The sequence below is a fragment of the Pseudomonas sp. HLS-6 TE3448 genome (assembly GCF_053629555.1).
Map to the genome: position 1 here is coordinate 675,726 of NZ_JBRJIO010000001.1, position 18,482 is coordinate 694,207.

Here is an 18,482-nt window from a genome sequence, read left to right on the forward strand (position 1 = left end):
ATCATCGGGCCAATGGTCATCGACAGCATCTTGACACCCTAGAGTTCGACAGGTCTACGACCTTGAAAAACGGGCTATTTGACGGTGATCTTGTGACAATGCTTGACTGTCAAACATTCTGCTTTGGATTGACATAAAGCAATGAGGCACTGCCACAGGATTGACGGATAATGCTCCTAAAATTCTCTATAAGACCTAATAAATTCATCGTGGATTGACATCAGCCTTAATGGCCCTTCGTTGCGTAGACACCGCGACGGGCCTGTACTGAGTCGGCAGGCGCCGGTCACCACAGGCCGGAGACAATCTAGGCTGCTACTCACAAGTGAGAGTAATCGGGCAGAATCGAAGACCCTCGTCGTGAACAATAGAGAGAAAATAATGAGCATAGAAAATGAGCTATTGGCTTTCCTCAGTAGCCAAATCAAGGATGGCTCCAACAAGGCGAGAGACATCGAGATTGTCAACCATTATTATGGATTTAATGATTCAGTTTGGCCCACCCTAGATGAGACAGCCAAGAAATTTAACATTGGAACTAGGGAGCGAGTTAGGCAACTGCTAAACGCCAAGTTCAGGAGCCATGTAGCCCCTGAAAGCATGAAAGCATTGCGTGAAGTTTTGAACATACTAGAATCTAAAGCATTTTGGGCTCTTTCCGAATTCAAATCTGTAATTTCGACCCATGGATTGGTAGGCGCAACATTTAGCGTAAAAGGCATATTCAACTTAGCAGAAGATGTAGGGCTTGAAAATGAATTCGACATTTACACCCCACAACTAAAAAAGGCAACACGAACCTCGATAGAGTCAAGCCAAGAAACCTTCATAATCAAAAAAACTAATCTAGCAAGAATAGAGTCCGCACTGAAATCGGCAAAGGATCTACCAGGTCGCTGCGGGATCGCAAACTTAAGATATATATCAGAGTTTTTAGGAAGCGAGTACGAGCACGTAAAAGAAATTATCGCATCAACTCCAACTGCATGGATAAAAAATGACGGCAACCATTTTTGGTATCTCTTCGAAAATAAAGATAATACAATCATAAACTACAGCGAGAAAATATTTTCAGCTGTTAATTCTTGCGAATCTAAACGCCTGGCTTCATCGTATCGAAACGCTTTAGATGGTAGAACTCACAAGCACCCATATCCACCAGAAGAAATAATTCAGGAATACCTTGAAAGCTCAATCTACTTCAAAAATAATTCCGGCCTATTAAAATTTGAAGGGGAGACTACCGAACTAAATCAGATAGATGAGGATATTTTCTCCTATTTTTCTGGGCATGCACTAGCTAAATTTCCAGAACTCCGGTCTTACTTGAACTTAAAAGGGTATGGAGCGGCCCACATATTAAAGGCAATAAGCTCTTCACCTTTGGTGTTTGTGGATAAAAGCAACGGAAGGCAGCACTACACTTACAGCCTTATCGCCCCTAGAAAAACCGATACTATTAACTCACCTTCTTTAGAACGCTATGATACATATTTATCCAGATTGAGAAAGCTGCTAGATACAGGAACGGATAACACCGTAGAGCAAAACGCACGTAAAGAACAGACAATACTCCAAGCCTGGCTCTTTGAAGATAAAGAACAAGAACAATGCGCCCTTTGCAACTGCAACTACAGCGTTCGCACTTTAGTTGCCGCACATAAGAAAAATCGTGCAGAGTGCAACGATGCAGAACGGCTCGACCCGTATATTGTCATGCCGTTGTGCCTTATGGGATGTGATTACCTGTACGAGCACATGTACGTTTACATTGATAATGGAGTAATTCGTAAGGGTGTTGACTTAGCAGGCGCCGACTATGAGGCTGCGACGATACAAAATCTTGTAGGAAAAAAAGTAGACCCAAGGTGGCTAATGGGCTTGAGCAAATACTTCAGAACACCAACCTATCCGAAAAAAGGCATCTAATTTTGAATCAGGCTTGACCGCTGTTGGTTGACTGCAGCCCAAAGCGACCTACCGCAACCGCTCCATACCGATCAGCCGACCGAGCATTCTGAAAACACATAGGCGGTTGACCTTCCTGGCCAAGTACGATGCAATCGGTAATCACGTGTGTACGATTCAACAGCCTTTATCAAGTCGCTCAAAGCCAGAATATCGAGACCCCCTTGAACCAACAAAGCCTTACTTTGTTCGATCACATAGGAAGCTCAAATTTCGAAGACGTTCTAAGAGTCCTATACCACTCAAAGCTAGTAGATCAACAACTGGGAAGCCCACAACATGAATTCTCCTTCCTAAGCAGAAACTGCTACGGCGCAGCAGGAAGGTAGTGGCGGACGATTGCAAGGTAAAATTCTTTCTCCGCCAGCATTGCAATTGGATCCAATTTTTTGATAGGCTCCGACTTCGGTTTACGGGCAGATTTTGGGTCGCGCATCGCGATCAGTGAAAAAATTGTCCGAAAGGATTGCCCTTGAGATGACTTAGCGATTCTTCGCGGTCCTGGTAATGCGTAAGAGTGCCCGTAAGCCACCTCATTTTCCGGCATGGCAGCAGTGAGTAATGAAGAAGATTGACGATCTACGCGCAGCAAGAACTAAACCAGATCTTGCCCTGCTGCTGAAAATTGATTCTTCTCATCTCACTAACGTTCTTTACAGATTGAGACCTGAAACTCAGTATAAGAGTTTCACTATTCGTAAAAAAAGCGGTGGTGACCGCACTATCCACGCACCATCCGACGAATTGAAGTCCATTCAGAAAGCTCTTTCGACTTTACTGCAAGACTGCGCTCAAGAAATTGAAAAGTCAAACGGGCCGAAGTTTAAGTCTACTCTTGCTCATGGCTTTGTCCGAGATCGTTCAATTCTGACGAACTCAGTGATGCATTTAAATAGAAAAAACGTTCTAAACATTGATTTGAAAGATTTTTTTGATGGCTTTAACTTTGGTAGGGTTCGAGGCTTTTTTATCGCCAACAGGAATTTCCAGTTACATCCTGAAGTCGCGACGGTAATTGCACAAATTGCTTGCTATGATAATAAACTCCCTCAAGGAAGCCCGTGTTCGCCTGTTATCACAAATTTGATAACGCACGCACTTGATATCCGCTTGGCATCTCTGGCGAAAGATAACTCTTGCATATATACTAGATATGCTGACGATATAACAATTTCGAGCCGCGAGAAAGAGTTTCCTTCGACCATAATGGCGGAGGGGGCTAGCAGCTATACCCCAGGTAAACGGTTGCAATTAGAGATTAAGCGCGCTGGATTTGAGATTAATCATCCGAAAACAAGAATTCAATACAAAGATTCGCGTCAAGATGTAACGGGGCTGATCGTAAATCGGAAGCCAGGAGTTAAGAGCGAATATTGGAGAACTGTGCGATCGCAGTGTCATTCGCTTTTTAATACTGGAACCTTCAAGGAGGATGTGTCTGGAACTCCAACGGAGGGAAATATTTTTGCCCTTGAAGGTAAGTTGAACTTTATAGATCAGATTGATTTTTTTAATAGGAAGCGCAATAAGCCTATTCTAAATCCCAATTACGAGCCTTCAAATCATGGCTCTAATACGCGGAAACTATTGAGTGGCCGTGAACGCACGCTGAGTCGCTTCCTTTACTATAAATATTTCTATGGTAATGCTAAGCCAACGGTTGTCTGCGAAGGCCAGACTGATAATATATATCTGAAAGCAGCAATCAATAGGCTGGCTGTTGGTTACCCTAAGCTGGTTAGGCCAAAAACTGTTGCTGCACCATATGAATTGCTTGTTCAATTCATTAACTACACTGGCCGCACTAAGTTTTTGCTTGAGCTTGCAGGCGGAACTGATTATTTAAAAAAGTTTGTCGCCGAGTTTGGTTCTCATTTCAACTCCTACAAAGCTCCAGTTCCGACGCGCCCCGTTATACTAATCCTCGATAACGATGATGGATTTAACGCAATCGAGGGGATTTTGAAGGGCAATAAGTATAAGCCAACTATTTTCCCTTCTGGCTTGGCTGCCAATGATTTCAGAAAAGCCGAGTTCATTCACGTAGTTCACAATCTCTATATTGTTCTTACTCCATTGGCGAAAAGTGGGACGAAGACTTCTATTGAGGATTTGTTTCCTCAAAGCGTCAGGGATACTAAGCTTGGTGAGAAAACCTTCAACAAAGAGAATAAAATAGATACCATGAAGGAATATGGAAAAGAGTTTTTTGCGACGAAAGTAGTGACTCCCAAAAGGAATGAGATCGACTTTTCAGGTTTCAATATCATACTGAAAAGATTGGTGCAGTGCATTGAGCATTTCGCTACGATGGCGTTGACGAAATCCTGAGTTGCATTTCCGTATTGCTCACGATTTTGAGCCTATTAGCTGACTGGTGTTGCCGTAATACCCCGTCAACACGGAAACTTTCGAGTAAGCTCACGCCGAAGTGAAGCTCATGTCATTGTTATTACGCGGCATGGGTTCGACCTTCGGCGAGCGGTCCGAGCGGCTATCAGCCATCGAGTGTTCCAGTTCACGCACCCGGTGCCACAACTTCATATTCTGAGCCAGCACGTTATCACGCTGTATCTGAGCGATTGACAGCGTTTTTTCCAGCGTCGCCAGCTGACTTTCCATCTGCCGGATCTGTTTGCCGTTCGATGACCCCGTCCCTTTGCTGGCCTCTGCCCGAACCGCCTCGATTTGAGCCAGTAGCGGTAAATGCGCTTTACGTGACTTCTTCAAGTAGCCACGGTCAAATCCAGCTTCCAGACTAACTATGCTGGCGGTGAGTTTCGACAAGTCTAAGCCCACATGCTCAGGCACAATAGGCTTCCCAACCAAGAGGCGCTGTAAGGCTTCCTCGCAAGTGCTCAACCCCTTGCTTGTTCCGTCACCAGACTTCATCGTTAAACCTCCACTGAGTCAATCAGGCGGGCTTTGAAGGCGGTTAAACGTTCAATGTCGCCCTTCACAATTTGATATTCGCCCGAGCCTTCTGCGTAGCTGCACAACTCATCCGTCGCATCCTTAATCGCCACATTAAGCTTATCGGGCTTGATGATCGCGCCCACGCATGACAGGCATTCCGTGTAGTCACCGAGCAAGAAAGAGTCACAGCGGCCCACCTTTGAACAGCCACCCAGCAACGTCGGCCGGTAACTAATTTCACCGTTTTTTACCCGTTGTTCGGTGTCAGCGCGCACATCCTCAATCTGAATCTCACCCGACTTAATTCGCTCTTTCTGTTTCTCCATGTACGAGCCGGTGCCGCCGAACAGCGGTTCCTCATAAAACAGAAGATCGGCAATCAACTGGTTCGCCACCGACATGGGCATGGCCATCTGATACTCGAAGGCGAAGTGATTGCTTGGCAGCACAAAATCTTTCTTCTTGTCGTCGTAGTAGCCAAAAACGGTGCGCAGGTTATCGTAGTGATTCGAATAATAGCGCGCCATTTCAATCGTCATGTGCTTGAACTGCACCCGCAACGTCGGCAAAGAAAGAAAACCGCTACTGCTACCGTAGAATGACAGCGAGCGCCGAAACTGATGACTTGTCAACGGCCAGGGCTGGCCGACAGCAAACGCTGGCTCATTATAAAAGTCCCGAGAAGGATCGCTCAGCCCCAGCTCCTCTAAGTCCTCTTTCTTGATCAACAGTCGGAGCAGAGCAATTCCTCGTGAATTGTTAAAATTCGTCACGCCAACCTCGGCTCTGTTCCGCGTATAACAAAGAACGGACGGATTGAGAAACAGCGGGCAGTGGGCATCCAACTCAATTTGGTAGAGTTTGGCGAGGCCGCGACAGATCGCCTGGGCGACTTCGACCGCCCTGACGACCTCCCCCGGCGCGAACCATGTGCCTTCTTTCTTGTAGCCGGTGAACTTCGTGGTGGTCGAGAACACGTTCACTGACTGCGCCTTATCACGCTCGATGCCCTGATCATCGACAACTGCCTGCCTGACTACTTGATCGGAAAAACAGTTATACGGCATACGCATCACCTCCTGATCGCGCATGCCTGTGTAGAGGTGTATCACCGTTTTCACCACATCCTGCATCTGGACCAAGACCCGTTGCAGGCGCCTTAAATGAGAGCACTCAAACTCACCGGCAAACACTGAGGTCAGACCGTGATCCTTGATCGCTTGCGCCATGTCGGGTCGCCAGTGTGCCTTACCACCGACACCCAGACATCTCTGACGGACATAAGTGATACCGTAATACTCATCAGCAAAGCAGGCGATAAAGGCATCGAAACGTCCAACACCTAGATAAAGCTGATCGAGCAGGTCGCCGGTAAGATTGATGAGCTTCAAATAGATTTGAGTCGGAATGACCGGATACTGCTTGTAGTCGGGCCGCTCGCCGTCAAAGTGGTCGGGATTAAGCACGGCATAACCCAGCTGTGCTTCGCCCACCCTGGCCAGTCCTTGCAAAATCCCTGCAAGAACCTTTTTACTAAAGCTACTTTGGCCAATAAAAGCCCCCAGATAAACCGGCACGGTAAAGAGCTGATGTAAGTACAGTACGCCTACCATGGGCTTCTCTTTCTGCTCATAGCAGAACTGAATGGCCACGCGCAGCACGACCCAATACTGGTTCAATGTGCTTGCACTTAGTCCACCTCTTCGCCCGCCACCTGCAAAATAGATAATGCAAAACAGCAGATATTTGGCTTCTTCTATCAGCGCCTGCTGCTCTGGCCCACTTTCATCAAGCACCGTATCAAAAAGTATTCGGGCGATTTTGTTTGCACTCAGCCGGTAAGGGTTAAAGTCCCAAACGGGCTCGCCGTATACCGCCGTGGCGTTGCCGCTCTCATCACGACAAAGAACGAAATCGGGCGCGGGTTTGCCGAGGAGTTGCGACGCTTTATCTGGCTCATTAGCCGGCAGAAACCGATCGCTGATAAAAAGACTGCCAATGGACTGGACAACAGTGTTCAAAACACCACTCCCATTTTTTCATAACGGCTCAGGCGGTTTTCCCAGAACATCGTGAGCTCACCGTATTTAAACACCTTAGCCTTGATCACTTCGACCAACTGCTTCACCGCATCCGAACGCTCGCCAAGCGCCTCAAGGATGAACTCGATTCGGATGGATAATTCCTTGTAGAGCGCTTCAGCATGTGCCGCATCCGGCGCTGCTTTACGCACCGCATTGATCACATACTGCAAGCTCACAATCTTGTGTATGTCTTCTTCATCGCTGTGACAGATATAGTGCTCGCAGTACAAGCAGCCGTACTGGCTGCGGCAGTTCGGCGCTATTGCAACAGCCCCAAAATCGTGCACAGGGATAGGCTGATTAAACCCGTCACAGTGGCCCGTCGCCATCGCGATCTCTCCGTTCGCGGGCCTCTGGCTGCGTTCACGCACGACTTGAGCGGCATGATGCATGGCCCGCCAGAACTGTCCGAACTCAGCTGCCTGCTGCTCAGGCGTAGCCTCCGAATAAGTCGAAAGATTCACCGCCCCGCTGTGATTCAAGTTTGCCGCTACCATGGACGGCGACACGCCAGCGGTGTGCATCCCCAGGCTCTTGTGCTTGCGCATCTTGCGCGGAGAAAGAATCTTCACCTTAGGGTCGAGGAAGTTGCCGCTGACGGTCCTAAAGAACCGAGACATCATTTCAGTTGTCTTAAAATCAGAAAACTCGTGATCGGTACTTACTCGTTCGCCAGTCGCGGGCATCGTAAAGAACAACCCCTCATGTGTCGCGCCATTCAGAATCCACTCACGAAGCTTCAGGTACTCCTTGAGCAGCGGCAAACCCGTGTCCCGCCCGATGTTGTAGAGAGTTGCTTTCCCGCCCGCCCGGAACTTTACGGCCGATAGCTCTTTCGTGATTGGAGACTTCTCAACTTCGAGCGCGTCTGCATATCTAAACTGGTCAAACTCGGTCGGAGTAGCGCCTGTGATCATCACGAAAATATTCGCATAGGCTTTCGCGGCAAGACCTGCTACCTGAAGTCGGTGCCAGTGGCGCTCATATTCGTTGGCCGAATCCAAGTTCGCCTTTGCGGCTGCTAGATCGTGCTCTGCTTCCGATTTATAGAGTCGCCTTCGCCCCTTTTTTTCGCTAGCTGCCCTCCACTCTTCGAACGTCGCAATCCGTCGCTCGGCGGCATTATATGAAGACGGCGACTCCTTGAATGGGCCAACCCAACCATGGTTGGATGGAAACCCAACCACCTCATAATCCCTGATATTCACAACGAAGGGATAGGGCTGCCTGTTCAGGACGAAAGCGCTGCATTGCCGGGCAATGGCCAAACAAGCGTCCCGGTACACTTCAACATGGGCACCGCTGGCTGCTTCAGAGCCCTTCTCCGCAATTATCCTGACCGCACCCGCGAGAATATTGTGGCTGTCTTCTGGATAAACCAGTTCAATAACTATGGAAGCATTGCGCTGATAATTTAGCGCACTTCTAGGCTTCCATGCCTGATGGACTATTTGATGATTCAGGTGCGCAGTATAGTTTTGATAGGCCTCCTGGGCTTGCGGTGCACTGGAAAACACTTCTCTGTAGCCTTGCGCGTTCAGCCAGTCGATAAAGTATTCGATAATTCTCAATCGCGCTCGGACACTCGAATCACGCAGACCGACCAAGGACTCAAGTAGCCTCATAACCAGTTCACGGCGGTTTTCAACAAAAGACCCAATCACTACCGGAGTGCCTCGATCATCCCAAACGCTTTCATTCTCGCCACGAATGACATACGCGAAACTTCCGATATCAAACGGCTTCTTCATCACCTTCGGAGACAGTTGCAAGCGCAAACGCTCAGGCTCGGCAAACTCATGGGTGACTTCACTTAGCGTAATAATCTGCGTATTTGGACGATGCTGGAATTGCTGACGACTATTCACCGTGCGCCTCCACCTTCAGCGTCGCGTAGCCGCCATTGAACAACCTGCCCTCCCAAATCTCTTGGGCAATGACCTTTTCGTGAGTCATCTTGAACAATTTAAGATAGTTCTCTGTCGTTTCTCTGGACTCGTGGTGCATGCGCTTTTGAATAAAGTCGATATCTTCGCCAGTCTTCATCGCTCCTTCCTGAACCAATGGCTGCAAGCGCTGGTAAAGCTGATAACCATAGGTCGCTCGCAGCCAGTGATATGAAAAGTCTTTCGGAAATGGGCTAGAGGCTTTTTGGATCAATTTGCGCTTAATTGTGTCCGTTACTTGTCCTGTTTGCGGCGACTTCACGATCGTATAGCGCGGATCGCTTTCGGCCATGTAATAGCAGTTGCCTTGATCGGAGAGAAACAAATACATATCGTCCTCGGCCATCAACAGGCCGGGATGACTGGCCTCTAACTGAGCGCGGAATTTCTTTCGCCGCGCTTTCATCAAAGGGCTTTCGGAAAGCGTGACCAGTTCTTCGGCAAGTTGCTTCGGAACGTACAGGACTTGCGGTTTGTCGTATTTCGTATCAATACCTGTGCCGGGGCCGGCATGTAATTTATAGGCACCCTCAGGCTGCAGCCTGTCCCCTGTAAAGCCCTTCAAATGCTTCAAGCGTATAGTCAAAACGGTTTGCTTGCGGGCGCCCGTCATTAGCCCGATCATCAAGATCAATCGCTCAACTACAGACCATTCTTTTTCTTTGCAAATGGCGGCAAGAAACGCACCTAACTCACGATTGGAAAGAGGCCTGAGATCATCGCCATCTTCCCGCACAAACCCCAGCGGTACAGAACTAACCGGCGCCGTGCGCCGCGTTTGACTGCGCTTTTCTGCTTCTACGACCTTGTAGCCTTTAGAACCTTGCACCATGAACCGTACCTGCTTGATCGTATCGACACGCTTGATGTCAAGATCATGCCAATGCTCGGAAACGTATTTGTAAAAGTGATAAACAGCAGCGGTATATTGATTGATCACCTGATTACTGCGATGACCTTCGTTAATTAGGTGATAAAAGTATTTATAGGTAGGGCGATGCGGAGGTCGAGCACCGGAAAAGTCTTTCCAATCTAGATTTTTACCCTCACAAAACAGGAGGTAATCAAGCAGTTTGCTTGCACGACGCCGGATGTCATCAGTACGCCTATTTAGCGGAGTTTTGTCATGCATGAGGCTGAGCAAATAATCGTTCGCTTCGTGCCAGGGATCGCCGTTCGCGTGAAATAAAAACGGGAAATTGAACAAATCCCGATCATGCGAGCCGCCGACTTCATCGAGCTGGAAAATGATTCTAGAGCCATCCCCTTCGAGCCCCAAGGTGGCCGAATCTGTTGGGGCTTCATGGACATATAGATTGGCGAAGGCATCACGCAGATGCGAGATAAGAATGATTCGGCCTTGGTGAAGCGGATTAACATAGGACATGGGTACCTCCCCTTCTCAGAAGGTAGTCAAGCCTACATGTTACGCAATTTCAAATTACTCCTTATCTGTCAACCTATTTTTGTTAAGCGATTCAACCCAAGGGTCTAACTTATGGAATAGCTTGGGGTAACGGCCCTTCAGGTCTTTTTTGACCTCGCTGTATGTGCTGCGCCAGAAGTTGGCCAGATCTTGAGTGACCTGCACCGGTCGACGCGCAGGCGACAGCAGGTGCAGCTTGACCTGTAGGCGGCCCTGAGCAATACGCGGTGTTTCCGCCAGGCCGAACAACTCCTGCAGGCGCACGGCAAGGATCGGTGGATGCTCGCTGTAATCCAGACGAATGCTGGAACCCGACGGCACACTCAGGTGCATCGGAGCCCACTCGTCCAGGCGTTGTGGCAACGGCCAGGGCAACAGGTTGCGGACAATTGAAGAGAGGTCGAGCTGGGCGAAATGGCTCAAGCGCGTGACCTTGCCCATATAAGGCTGCAACCACTGCTCAAGGCCCGCCAACAACGCCGCATCACTCAGGTCCGGCCATTCACTGTCGCCCCCTGTGGCCAGGTCCAACTGACGCAGCAACGCCACCCGGGCCTGCCATTGGCGCAACTCCGGCGTCCACGGCAGCAACTCCAGCCCCTTGCGCCGAACCAGGTCAAGCAATGCGCGGGCACGGGCGTCATCATCCAGGCCGGTCAGCGGCTCGCGCGCCAAAATCAGTTCCCCGACCTTACGCTGGCGCTCGGCACGCAGCACGCCTTCACGCTCATCCCAGTCGAGCACATCGAGGCACTCGACCTGCTCGGCCAGCACCCCATCGAACAGCGCCGGGTCGAACTCGGCCGCCAGGTAGATACGCTCCTCACGCTGGCCCTGACGACTGCCCAGATCAGCAACCACCAACCACGGCGCCTTCATCAGCGCATCGACCTCACCAAACAGGGCCGCTCGCCCATTGGCCAGCCGGTACTCCGCGCCCCCGGCACGGCGCTGCTGTGCAACACGGTCTGGATACGCCAATGCCAGCAACGCGCCAAGCCAGCGAGGATGCTCAGGGTCTGGCACTGCGCTCGATGCTTTTCCTCGCAAGTAACCACGGTACTGCCGGGCCAATTGCCGCGCGCGCTGAACACCACCCTGCCCACCACGGGAAGCACGGGTTTCACCACTGAGCAGGGTCAAACGGCTGTGCAGGTCGGCGCCCGCACCGCGCAGAATGTCGCGCTCCCCCAGCAGGGCCGCAACATCGCAGGCCATCTCGGCCAACCCAAGCGCCTGGCCACGCAATAGCAAATGCGCAATACGTGGATGCGCCGGCAATTCAGCCATTGCCTGGCCATGGGCAGTCAGGCTGAGCAGTTGCCCGGGCTTGAGCGCGCCGAGCCGCAGTAACAGGTCCTGGGCCTGTGCATAGGCCGCCGCTGGGGGTTGATCGAGCCAGCTCAATTGCCCCGGCGTCACACCCCAGCGGGTCAGTTGCAGCGCCAACCCGGCCAGATCGGCCTGGAGTATTTCCGCACTGGCGTATGCCGCCAACTGATCATGTTGCGCTTCGGACCAAAGCCGGTAGCACACGCCTGGTTCAAGACGCCCGGCCCGGCCCGCCCGCTGGGTAGCACTGGCGCGGGAAATTCGCTGGGTGTCCAGACGCGTCATGCCACTGCCAGGGTCGAACCGAGGCACCCGTGCCAACCCTGCATCAATGACCACCCGAACACCGTCGATGGTCAGACTGGTCTCGGCGATGTTGGTGGCCAACACCACCTTGCGCACGCCCGGCGCGGGCGCATCGATGGCTGCACGCTGGGCACTCAGTTCGAGCTCACCGTGTAGCGGGCAGAGCAGGATGTCCTGTCGTCCACCCAACGACGCCTGCAACGAGTCATGCACTCGGCGAATTTCCGCCTGCCCCGGCAGGAACACCAGCAGGCTGCCCGGCTCGTCGGCCAGTGCCTGATGGACCGTATCGACCACGCGCGGCTCGATGAACTCGCCGGGCTGGAACGGCCTGCCCCAACGCACGTCAACCGGGTACATGCGCCCTTCGCTGCTGACCACCGGCGCGTCACCGAGCAACGCCGACAGCCGCTCGCCCTCCAGCGTCGCCGACATCAGCATGATCTTCAGCGGCGGCTCGTCGCGTAGCAGGTCACGCCCATTGAGACTGAGGGCCAAGGCCAGATCCGCATCCAGACTCCGCTCGTGAAACTCGTCGAAGATCAACAAGCCCACGCCATCGAGTGCAGGGTCTTCCTGAAGGCGCCGCGTCAGGATGCCCTCTGTCACGACTTCGATGCGCGTACGCGGGCCGACTTTACTGTCCAGGCGAATGCGATAGCCCACCGTTTCGCCGACCGATTCCCCCAACTCACTGGCCAGTCGCTCCGCTGCGGCACGTGCGGCCAGGCGGCGCGGCTCAAGCATCAGGATCCGCTGCCCGGCCAGCCAAGGCTCGTTCAGCAACGCCAGTGGCACGCGGGTTGTCTTGCCTGCGCCCGGTGGCGCCTCCAGCACCACTTCATGGCGTTGGCCCAGCGCTTGGCGCAGAGCGGGAAGTACGTTGTCGATCGGTAATGAAATCATGGTGGCCCTCAAACAATGGGCCGAGTATAACGGCGAACCTAGGATGCCTTATCATGGTCTGATCAGCAGTTGCAGGTGCACTGCCTGCTCCTTTGTAACCTCAATTGCGGAGATTTCTATGCGTATGCCTTCCCGCCTCATTGGCGGTGCTCTGATCACCTGCTTACTGACCCAACTGACGGCCTGCGGCACCCTGTTCTACCCGGATCGACGCGGCCAGATTTCCGGCAAGATCGACCCGGTGATTGCCGCCATGGATGCCATCGGCATCCTGTTCTTTGTCATCCCCGGCCTGATCGCCTTCGGCATCGACTTTGCCACCGGCGCTATCTACATGCCGGGCGGCAGGCACGCCCAGATATCACCGGAAAAACTGCAACCGGCCCTGGGGCCTGACGGCAAAGTGGACCTGGTAAAACTGCAAGCCATCCTCCAGCAGGAGCTGAACCAGCACCTGCCACTCAATGACCCACGCCTGATCCAGCACAAAGGCAGTGTCGAGCAACTGGCAATGTACGGCCTCAAGCCTGCTGCCTGAAACAACCCTCCACGGACATAGATACCCCATGAGTGAAGCCGCTGAACATGAACGGTTGTTGCGCCTGGCCACCCGCGCGTCGCTTGCGGTGGCCTGTACTCTGGTACTGGCCAAGGCCATAGGCTGGTGGCTTAGCGGGTCAGTCAGCCTGCTGGCAGGCTTGACCGACTCGCTGCTCGATAGCGTGTCGTCCTTTCTCAACCTGCTGGCAGTGCATTACGCCCTGCGTCCTGCCGATGACAATCACCGCTACGGTCACGGCAAGGCGGAAACATTGGCCGGCATGGCTCAGGCGCTGTTCATCGGGGTCAGTGCCGTATTGATCGGCATCCAGGCCTACCATCGGCTGGAAACCCCAGAACCGCTCGGCAACACCAGCGTCGGTATCGGCGTGATGGTGTTGTCGCTGGTGCTGACGGCGGCCTTGCTGATGCTCCAGGCACGCGTCATCCGTATCACCGGCTCCACGGCCATTCGCGTCGACTCGCTGCATTACCGCTCCGACATGCTGCTCAATGGCAGTATTTTGCTGGCGCTGGTGCTGGCCATGTTCGGCTGGCCGCAACTGGATGCCTACTTCGGCCTGGGAATCGCACTGTACATCCTCTGGAGTGCACTGCAGATCGCTCGCGAAAGCACGGCGATCCTGATGGACACGGCATTACCAGAAGACGTCAGCGAGGAAATGCTCGCGCTGGCCTGTTCCGTCAAAGGTGTCGTGGGCGCTCATGACCTGCGTACGCGCATCTCTGGACAGCACTGGTTCGTTCAGTTGCATCTGGAGTTGCCGGGCGACTTGCCGTTGCGCGAAGCCCATTCACTCTGCGAAGAAGCGGCAGCGGCAATCAACGAACGCTTCCCCAGGGCCGAAGTGCTGGTACACGCCGACCCGGCGCCACACTAAGCACAGGAATCAGTTCACGCTGTAGCCACGCCCGCTCAGACACGCGCCCAGCGCACGCCGGTAGTTGTCAGCCACATAGGCAGCCGGCGCGTAGCTGGCCGCTGCCGGATCAAAATCACTCTGCTCCACAGCCCAGCGGTGACACTCGTAGCGGTCCTGCTGGATCTGCTGCGGCGTCTGCCCCTCGGCCGGGTAGGCAATCACGTCATAACCGTTACTCGGTTCAGCCTGAGGCGCCGTATTGGCCTGCGGTGGATTGACCACCACATACTCCTGGCGGTCGTTGAGGTATTGGTAATAAGTACCCGCGACCATAAACAGCAACGCGTTGCCAACCCACACCTCGCGCGCGTAGGGCGGCAAATAGGTCACCCTTGCCCCGTAAGGCGGTGCCACGACCACATAGCGCGGCCCTTGCGGTCGATACCAGTAACCACCTGAGTAGAAGTAATCATGGCCTCGGTAGGGGACTTTCCAGGACTGCTCTGGAAAGCGATCGATCACATGCCCCGGTCGATACTGCGGGCCTTCACCCCAGCCATTGCCATGCCCATCAGGCCGCCCCGGCCAATCCTCATGCGGTCGCTGCCCGGCACCACCCGCCTGCCAGTGCTGGTTGTAGCCATTGCGTCGTGGAATGTCCTGATAGTATCCCTGCCGCGGTTGCTGCGTCTGACGCACTTCATCCGGACGTGACTGGATCGGTAGCGAGGCGGTGGGCTGCTCCTCGCCATTGGACGGCTGTTGGCCATAACGCTCACCCTGCGCCAGGGCGCTCATACTCACACAAAACAGACCAACACCGGCCAGGCGCCAGATGCACGACTTCATGCTGTTCCTCACGGGGTCAAGATGGGGCTGTAGCGAATACAGCAGAACCACAGGCGTGTTCTGCCATCACTCTATCAGGCCTGCCAGGGCGGGTAATCGACCGGTAGATGAAAAATTCAGGGCATAAAAAAGGGAGGCCCTTAGGCCTCCCCTTGATAATTTTGTCCGTGCTCGACGCTTTTGACGCCGGCTCACCTCACGCCGTCTTCTGGACAGTGTGTAGCCCGGGGGCCGAGCACAACCCTGTGGGATTGCTGGCCGCGGCTGTCCTGATTGGGTCAGCCGCCGTGGACTGATGTCCGGGCAGTGATTCTGGAAATAAGAATACGGCGACAGCTGCGGCAGCGGATTGCGAATATTGCTGATCAAAACACTAGTTGCGCAATTTTTAACTAAAGATAGATAATTCAGCGCAATCGAAACAGAAAAGGCCTGATCCATGAGCAAGCTGGACCGCTATGACCTGAGTATTCTTGCCGAATTGCAGCGCGATGCGCGCATCTCCAACCAGGAGCTGGCCGAGCGTATTGGCCTGTCGCCGTCGCCCTGCTCACGGCGGGTCAAACAACTCGAAGATGACGGTTACATCGCCCGCCAGGTTGCCCTGCTCGACCGCAAGATGCTCGGTTTAAGCCTGACCGCTTACGTCCTGATCGGTATGGACCGGCACACACCAGAGCGTTTTGAAACCTTCGAGGCAGCCATCCGCAACCTGCCGCAAGTGCTCGAATGCAACCTGGTCACCGGGATGGACGCTGACTACCAGCTCAAAGTCGTGGTGCCCGACATGGACCACTACCAGAAGCTGCTGCTCGGCCACCTGACGCGTATCGAAGGGGTGACCAGCGTACGCTCAAGCTTCGTACTCAACCAGGTACTGGCCAGCACCGAACTACCGTTGACGCACCTGCGTTAGTCAGGCCATTCGTACAGGCGTATAATGCCGCGCCTCAGCCTGCCTGGAGAAGATCGATGGATCCTGCGGTATTTGAAGAGTGGATGATGACCGGCCTGGTCACCATCTTGATTGGCTTCATGGGTTTTATCGTCTGGGACCTGGCGAAAAAATCCAATGCTGGCAAATTCGGCACGTTCATTCTGTTCTTCGTGCTGGGCCTGGGCATCCTTGCCTTCATCATCAAGAGCGTGGTGATCGGCTACATCGAAGGGGTCTAGAGCTTGGCCGGGACTTCCCGCCAGCAGCCCTGATCAAGCCCATCGAGCGTCCAGTTGCCGATCCTGACCCTGACCAGCCGCAGGGTCGGCAAGCCTACCGCTGCGGTCATGCGCCGCACCTGACGGTTACGCCCCTCCTTGATCACCAGCTCCAGCCAATGGGTCGGCACGCTCTTGCGAAAGCGCACCGGCGGATTGCGCGGCCATAATTCCGGCTCATCCAAGGCGCGTGCCTGTGCTGGCAAGGTCATGCCATCGTTCAACTCAACACCATCACGCAACCGCTGCAATTGCTCATCGCTCGGTTCACCTTCGACCTGTACCCAGTAGGTCTTTGCCAGCTTGTGCTTGGGGTCGGCAATGCGGGCCTGCAACTGACCGTCATTGGTCAACAACAACAGCCCTTCACTGTCACGGTCCAGGCGCCCTGCCGGATAAATTCCGGGGATGTCGATGTAGTCCTTGAGCGTTGCTCGCCCCTCGCCGTCACTGAACTGGGTCAAGACGTCGAAGGGCTTGTTGAACAGGATCAGCCGCGGTTCGGCCGGCGGCGCCTTGGCTTGGCGACGCGGGGCGAACGGCTTGGCCGCAGGGCGGCGCGGCTTGGTACGAGGGGGTAACGGCATGGGGCCTCAGCGGAACGGCGGCTCATCGAAACTGCGCAGTTTACGCGAGTGCAGCGCGTTCAGTTGGTTACGCAGCAGGTCCAGTGCCGCGATGCCAATCTTCAAATGCTGGCTGACCGCTCGATTGTAGAACGCGTTGGCCGAACCAGGCAGCTTGATTTCACTGTGCAACGGTTTGTCCGAGACACACAGCAACGTGCCATAGGGCACCCGCAAGCGATAACCCTGCGCCGCAATCGTACCGCTTTCCATGTCGACTGCCACGGCTCGCGAGAGGTTGATCAGCGGTCGCTCCTGGGCCCAGCGCAGCTCCCAGTTGCGGTCGTCATAGGTCAATACCGTGCCGGTACGCAGGCGTTTTTTCAGCTCATCACCACGCTCACCCGTCACCTGCGCTGCGGCTTCCTGCAGTGCCAGCTGGACTTCAGCCAACGCCGGTATCGGGATGTTAGGCGGTACCACGCGATCAAGAATTCCATCGCGACGCATATAGGCGTGAGCCAGTACGTAGTCACCAATGGTCTGCGACTGCCGCAGGCCGCCACAGTGGCCGATCATCAACCAGCAATGCGGACGCAGTACCGCCAGATGGTCGGTGATGTTCTTGGCGTTGGACGGGCCGACGCCAATGTTGACCAAGGTAATGCCATGCCCATCGGCCGCGATCAGGTGATACGCCGGCATCTGGTAACGGTGCCAGACCACTCCGGCAACCAGCGCCTGGGCTTCACCGTTGTCCATGGCCTTTTCGATGATGACATTGCCCGGCAGGATCATCCGCACAAAACGTGGATCGTCGCGCAAACGCTCCAGGCCATGGCTGATGAACTGGTCGACGTAACGGTGGTAGTTGGTCAGCAGAATCCACGGTTGCACATGACGCCAGTCGCTGCCGGTGTAATGCACCAGACGACGCAATGAGAAGTCCACCCGCGCCGCATCGAACAACGCCAGCGGCAGCGGATCGACGTTGGCCCAGTCATACAGGCCGTCGGCAATACCATCGGTGGCTGCCGACAGGTCGGTACTGGGGAAGACCCGTGCCAGCACGGCGGCGGTAATGCCACTGCCCGCCAACTCATCGCCCTGCTCAACCACATAAGGGTATGGAATGTTCTGCTCGCTGACACCCACTTCCACCGTCACGGTGAAATCTCGCATCAGCGGGCGCAGTTGCTCCAGCAGATAACTGCGAAACGCCGCCGGGTGAGTCACGGTAATGCTGTAGGTGCCGGGTAACTGGACCTTGGCGTAGGCCCGCGTGATGGCTGGCACTTCACCTTGATACTGATAGGTCAGACGTAATTCAGGATATCGGAACTGTGCGCGTTCGGCGGCGCTCGGCTCGGTACGGTCCTTGAGGTAGCGCTTGAGCGCCTGACTCAAGGCCCCGGTTGCCTGCTCATGCAGGGCGGCCAGACGATCAACCGCCTCCTCGGCGGTTTCTACGACAACAAAGGCTTCAACAGTGCGGTTCACAATGTACTTCCTGTCTGACATGCAGGTTTCCATCTTGCCTACAT

The 18,482-nt window shown here is 53.9% G+C and carries 14 protein-coding genes; 6 read left to right on the forward strand and 8 right to left on the reverse strand.

All coding sequences use genetic code 11. The features are described from left to right. Nucleotides 1-381: 381 nt before the first annotated feature. Entirely contained in the window at nucleotides 382-1,929 is a 1,548-nt protein-coding gene (locus AB7M23_RS03185; protein ID WP_454240195.1) for a hypothetical protein, read from the forward strand. A 600-nt stretch (nucleotides 1,930-2,529) separates the two neighbouring features. Then, entirely contained in the window at nucleotides 2,530-4,299 is a 1,770-nt protein-coding gene (locus tag AB7M23_RS03190; RefSeq protein ID WP_454240196.1) for a retron Ec67 family RNA-directed DNA polymerase/endonuclease, read from the forward strand. A 90-nt stretch (nucleotides 4,300-4,389) separates the two neighbouring features. On the opposite strand, the gene AB7M23_RS03195 is transcribed toward AB7M23_RS03190, so the two are convergent. The 5 genes from AB7M23_RS03195 to hrpB are packed head-to-tail and all read right to left on the reverse strand — an operon-like array spanning nucleotide 4,390 to nucleotide 12,884. Then, nucleotides 4,390-4,860 (reverse strand): hypothetical protein, encoded by a 471-nt coding sequence (locus AB7M23_RS03195; RefSeq protein ID WP_454240197.1) that lies wholly within the window; start codon nucleotides 4,858-4,860, stop codon nucleotides 4,390-4,392. Between the two features lie 2 nt (nucleotides 4,861-4,862). Next, the gene (locus AB7M23_RS03200) at nucleotides 4,863-6,905 is read right to left on the reverse strand and encodes an integrase (RefSeq protein WP_454240198.1); all 2,043 of its coding nucleotides are present in this window, start codon (nucleotides 6,903-6,905) and stop codon (nucleotides 4,863-4,865) included. Next, a complete protein-coding gene (locus tag AB7M23_RS03205) occupies nucleotides 6,902-8,836 on the reverse strand; it encodes a hypothetical protein (protein ID WP_454240199.1) in 1,935 nt (644 codons plus the stop codon). Before AB7M23_RS03205 ends, AB7M23_RS03200 begins: the two co-directional genes overlap by 4 nt. Continuing rightward, a complete protein-coding gene (locus AB7M23_RS03210) occupies nucleotides 8,829-10,301 on the reverse strand; it encodes a site-specific integrase (RefSeq protein ID WP_454240200.1) in 1,473 nt (490 codons plus the stop codon). Before AB7M23_RS03210 ends, AB7M23_RS03205 begins: the two co-directional genes overlap by 8 nt. Before the next feature lie 54 nt (nucleotides 10,302-10,355). Further along, on the reverse strand, nucleotides 10,356-12,884 hold the full coding sequence (hrpB, locus tag AB7M23_RS03215) for an ATP-dependent helicase HrpB (protein WP_454240201.1): 2,529 nt from the start codon (nucleotides 12,882-12,884) through the stop codon (nucleotides 10,356-10,358). Nucleotides 12,885-13,002: 118 nt separating this feature from the next. Here hrpB and AB7M23_RS03220 point away from each other — a divergent pair, with 118 nt between their 5' ends. Further along, complete coding sequence (locus AB7M23_RS03220; protein WP_065761251.1) at nucleotides 13,003-13,422, forward strand: polyribonucleotide nucleotidyltransferase; 420 nt, start codon at nucleotides 13,003-13,005, stop codon at nucleotides 13,420-13,422. A gap of 28 nt (nucleotides 13,423-13,450) precedes the next feature. Further along, nucleotides 13,451-14,326, forward strand: a complete 876-nt coding sequence (locus tag AB7M23_RS03225) for a cation diffusion facilitator family transporter (RefSeq protein WP_099775888.1) — start codon at nucleotides 13,451-13,453, stop codon at nucleotides 14,324-14,326. A 9-nt stretch (nucleotides 14,327-14,335) separates the two neighbouring features. Here the strand turns inward: AB7M23_RS03225 and AB7M23_RS03230 are convergent, their stop codons facing one another. Continuing rightward, the gene (locus tag AB7M23_RS03230; RefSeq protein WP_454240202.1) at nucleotides 14,336-15,157 is read right to left on the reverse strand and encodes a DUF6515 family protein; all 822 of its coding nucleotides are present in this window, start codon (nucleotides 15,155-15,157) and stop codon (nucleotides 14,336-14,338) included. 439 nt (nucleotides 15,158-15,596) lie between these two features. Between AB7M23_RS03230 and AB7M23_RS03235 the strand changes: the two genes are divergently transcribed. After that, nucleotides 15,597-16,073, forward strand: a complete 477-nt coding sequence (locus AB7M23_RS03235; protein ID WP_454240203.1) for an Lrp/AsnC family transcriptional regulator — start codon at nucleotides 15,597-15,599, stop codon at nucleotides 16,071-16,073. Nucleotides 16,074-16,129: 56 nt separating this feature from the next. Then, on the forward strand, nucleotides 16,130-16,333 hold the full coding sequence (locus AB7M23_RS03240; protein ID WP_065761247.1) for a DUF2788 domain-containing protein: 204 nt from the start codon (nucleotides 16,130-16,132) through the stop codon (nucleotides 16,331-16,333). On the opposite strand, the gene AB7M23_RS03245 is transcribed toward AB7M23_RS03240, so the two are convergent. Both AB7M23_RS03245 and amn read right to left on the reverse strand, forming a co-directional pair. After that, complete coding sequence (locus AB7M23_RS03245) at nucleotides 16,330-16,959, reverse strand: pseudouridine synthase (protein WP_099775892.1); 630 nt, start codon at nucleotides 16,957-16,959, stop codon at nucleotides 16,330-16,332. The genes AB7M23_RS03240 and AB7M23_RS03245 overlap by 4 nt on opposite strands. A 6-nt stretch (nucleotides 16,960-16,965) precedes the next feature. Then, complete coding sequence (gene amn / locus AB7M23_RS03250; RefSeq protein WP_371918209.1) at nucleotides 16,966-18,438, reverse strand: AMP nucleosidase; 1,473 nt, start codon at nucleotides 18,436-18,438, stop codon at nucleotides 16,966-16,968. Nucleotides 18,439-18,482: the final 44 nt, after the last annotated feature.

What these genes read in the sequence shown, in the direction of transcription:
- AB7M23_RS03210 (WP_454240200.1), bottom strand. Translation starts at nt 10,301, where the DNA reads ATGTCCTATGTTAATCCGCTTCACCAAGGCCGAATCATTCTTATCTCG.
- AB7M23_RS03235 (WP_454240203.1), top strand. Translation starts at nt 15,597, where the DNA reads ATGAGCAAGCTGGACCGCTATGACCTGAGTATTCTTGCCGAATTGCAG.
- AB7M23_RS03225 (WP_099775888.1), top strand. Translation starts at nt 13,451, where the DNA reads ATGAGTGAAGCCGCTGAACATGAACGGTTGTTGCGCCTGGCCACCCGC.
- AB7M23_RS03185 (WP_454240195.1), top strand. Translation starts at nt 382, where the DNA reads ATGAGCATAGAAAATGAGCTATTGGCTTTCCTCAGTAGCCAAATCAAG.
- AB7M23_RS03195 (WP_454240197.1), bottom strand. Translation starts at nt 4,860, where the DNA reads ATGAAGTCTGGTGACGGAACAAGCAAGGGGTTGAGCACTTGCGAGGAA.
- AB7M23_RS03190 (WP_454240196.1), top strand. Translation starts at nt 2,530, where the DNA reads ATGAAGAAGATTGACGATCTACGCGCAGCAAGAACTAAACCAGATCTT.
- hrpB (WP_454240201.1), bottom strand. Translation starts at nt 12,884, where the DNA reads ATGATTTCATTACCGATCGACAACGTACTTCCCGCTCTGCGCCAAGCG.
- AB7M23_RS03245 (WP_099775892.1), bottom strand. Translation starts at nt 16,959, where the DNA reads ATGCCGTTACCCCCTCGTACCAAGCCGCGCCGCCCTGCGGCCAAGCCG.
- AB7M23_RS03220 (WP_065761251.1), top strand. Translation starts at nt 13,003, where the DNA reads ATGCGTATGCCTTCCCGCCTCATTGGCGGTGCTCTGATCACCTGCTTA.
- AB7M23_RS03240 (WP_065761247.1), top strand. Translation starts at nt 16,130, where the DNA reads ATGGATCCTGCGGTATTTGAAGAGTGGATGATGACCGGCCTGGTCACC.
- AB7M23_RS03230 (WP_454240202.1), bottom strand. Translation starts at nt 15,157, where the DNA reads ATGAAGTCGTGCATCTGGCGCCTGGCCGGTGTTGGTCTGTTTTGTGTG.